The organism is Streptomyces sp. LS1784, from assembly GCF_020103755.1.
In the GTDB taxonomy this organism is placed as follows: domain Bacteria; phylum Actinomycetota; class Actinomycetes; order Streptomycetales; family Streptomycetaceae; genus Kitasatospora.
In genome coordinates this window covers 1-2,840 of sequence record NZ_JAHSQD010000802.1, presented here as the reverse complement: position 1 = coordinate 2,840, position 2,840 = coordinate 1, and the positions used below count along the sequence as shown (strand labels likewise).

Below are 2,840 nucleotides of genomic sequence, written 5' to 3'. Positions count from 1 at the left end.
CAGGGCGGCCGCCAGGGCGGCGGCCGAGGGCGGGTTGGCGCCCGGGCGGGCGACGGTCAGCGCGGCCGCCGTCACCGCGTGGGTGAGGCAGGTCGCGAGGTCGGTGCCGGTCGCACGGGCGTGCAGGAAAGCGGCCATGAAGGAGTCACCGGCTCCGACGGTGTCCGCGACCGGCACCGGAACGGCCGCGGCCTCGACGTGTCCGCCCTCGCTGGTGCGGGCGAACGCCCCCTCGGCGCCGAGGGTGACCGCGACCACGGAGGGGCCGAGGGCCAGCCAGCGCCCGGCGGCCGCCTCGGGCCGCTCGCCCGGGTAGAGCCAGGCCAGGTCCTCGTCACTGGCCTTGACCACGTCGCTCAGCGCCACCCAGCGCTCGACCCGCCGGACGGCCTCGGCCCGGTCGCCCATCAGCGCCGGGCGCACGTTCGGGTCGTAGCTGATCTGTGCCTGCCCGCGCCAGCGCTCCACCAGTGCCAGCACCGACGCCGCGCCGGGCTCGGTGACCGCGGCGATCGAGCCGAGGTGGATCGCGGCGGGCGGCTCGGCGAGTTCGGTCGGCGGGAGCGTCCAGCGGATGTCGAAGGCGTAGCGGGCCCGCCCCTGCCCGTCCGGTTCCACCACCGCCGAGGGTGTCCGGGCGACCTCGGCGGCCCGCACCCGCACCCCGGCCGACTCCAGGTGCTGCCGGATCAGCCGGCCGTTGGCGTCCGGCCCCAGCTCGGTGAGCAGCGTGGCCGGGCGGCCCAGCCGGGCCAGCCCGTAGGCGACGTTCGCGGGGCTGCCGCCGGGGTGCACCCGGTCCGGGGCGTCACCCGTGCGGACGATGTCGGCGACGCACTCACCGATCACCAGAACGGGGGAAGCTGGGCTGGTCACGGCGGCTCCTGGCATCCGGTACGCGGGCGTCGTATCGGACGCCAGCCTACGGGGCGCGTCCGGGCGTGCAGCGCCAGGGCAGAAGAGTACGGCCGCCGGACCTGGCCAGGTTTTCCGACGGCCGTGGCTCGTCCGTCAGGGGACGAAGCACTCCCCACGCTAGACCGCGGGCGGGGGCGCCGCCATCACCTTGGGCCGTCCGGGGGACGACGGTGTGTCGTCGAACCGCACCGACCGCGCCCGTGCCGGCCCGGCGGTCCACTAGCATCCCTGGCCAGGCTCTCCCGTCCGGGCGGCTCCTGCCTCCGCTCCCGCTCGTGAAGTACGGTGATCACCCTTGTTCAGGCCCCGCGCCGGTCTGGTCCTGTCGCTCGCGCTCAGTACGGCGCTGCTGTCCGCGAGCGTGCCCACGGCCGGCGCCGCCGGCGGGCTGGGCGATCCGGTCTTCCCCTCGCTCGGGAACACCGGGTACCGGACGCTCGGGTACGACCTGGCCTTCGACTACCGGGCCGGGACCAGGACGGTGGACGCCACGGCCGTGCTCACGGTACGGCCCGACCGCACCCTGGCCCGGCTGGAGCTGGACGCGCTCGGACTGACCGTACGCACCGTCCGGGTCGACGGGCAGCCGGCGGGCTTCGCGACCCACGACGAGAAGCTGACGGTCACCCCGGCCAGGCCCTTCCGCCCGGGCGCCGTCACCCGGCTGACCGTCGAGTACACCGCCGACCCACGCGCCGAGCTGCCGCACACCGGCTGGGTGCCCACCCCGGACGGCTTCGCGGTGGCCGGCCAGCCGAACAGCGCGCACACCGTCTTCCCGTGCAACGACCACCCGGGCGACAAGGCCCGGTTCACCATCGCGGTGACCGCCCCGGACGGCCTCCTCGGCGTCGCCAACGGGGAGTTGGCGGCCACCGAGCAGCTCGGCGACGGCCGCACCACCCGCCGGTACGTCTCCCGCGAGCCGATGGCCACCGAGCTGGTCCAGGTCTCGGTCGGCGACTACACCGTGCGCGAGCGCACCGGGCCGCACGGCCTGCCGCTGCGCGACGTCGTGCCGACCGCGCGCGCCGCCGAGCTGGAACCCGCGCTCGCCCTCACCCCCGGCCAACTCGCCTGGGCCGAAGCGCACCTGGGGCCCTTCCCGTTCGAGACGTACGGGATCCTGCCGGCCGACACGGACGACCCGGCCGCGTTCGCCTTCACCGGTCTGGAGAGCCAGACGCTCACCCTCTACAAGCCGAACTTCCTGCGACAGGCGGAGCCGGCGATCGGCTCGCACATGATGCACGAGCTGGTCCACTCCTGGTTCGGCGACAGCGTCTCCCCCGCCAGGTGGTCCGACCTCTGGCTCAACGAGGGCCATGCCACCTTCTACGGCCTGATGTACCAGTACGAGCGCGGGTGGCCGGACGCCTGGGGCCACACCACGCTGGTCGAGCGGATGCGCCACCTCTACGGGATGGGCGACCAGTCGCGGCGCGACTCCGGGCCGGTCGCCTCCCCCACCGCCGCCGGCCTCTTCCACGACCAGCGGTACACGGGCGGCGCGCTGGTGCTGTTCGCACTGCGGGAGAAGGTCGGGGCGCAGACCTTCGACCGCATCGAGCGCGCCTTCCTCGGCACGTACCGGTACGGGAACGCGACCACCGAGGACTACGTGCGGACGGCCTCGGTGGTGTCCGGGCAGGACCTGCGGGGCTTCCTGGACGACTGGCTGTACGGGTTGCGGACCCCGCCGATGCCGGGGCATCCGGACTGGGTGGTGGGTCCGGTGGGCCTGGTGGGGGCGGCTCCGGGAGCGTCGGCTCCAGGTGCTTCGGCTTGGGAGGACGGGGCCGCAGGGGCGGGCGGGCCCGCGGTGGCGCGGGGCTCCGGGACGCTCTGACGGCGCGGCTGGGGCTGCTGGTGCACGCCCGGCGCGCCGCCGTGCGTCCGCCCGCACCTTGCACGCCCCTGAC

2 protein-coding genes are annotated in these 2,840 nt (G+C 75.3%); one reads left to right on the top strand and one right to left on the bottom strand.

Annotated elements, in window-relative coordinates:
• A partial coding sequence (locus KS423_RS42605; RefSeq protein WP_224285066.1) for a carbohydrate kinase occupies window positions 1-876 on the bottom strand: 876 nt, incomplete at its 3' end.
• 337 nt (window positions 877-1,213) lie between these two features.
• On the opposite strand from KS423_RS42605, the gene KS423_RS42600 reads away from it, so the two are divergent.
• Window positions 1,214-2,767 carry a M1 family metallopeptidase gene (locus tag KS423_RS42600; protein ID WP_224285065.1) on the top strand — a complete coding sequence of 518 codons (1,554 nt, stop codon included), beginning with the start codon at window positions 1,214-1,216 and terminating at the stop codon, window positions 2,765-2,767.
• Window positions 2,768-2,840 lie beyond the last annotated feature (73 nt).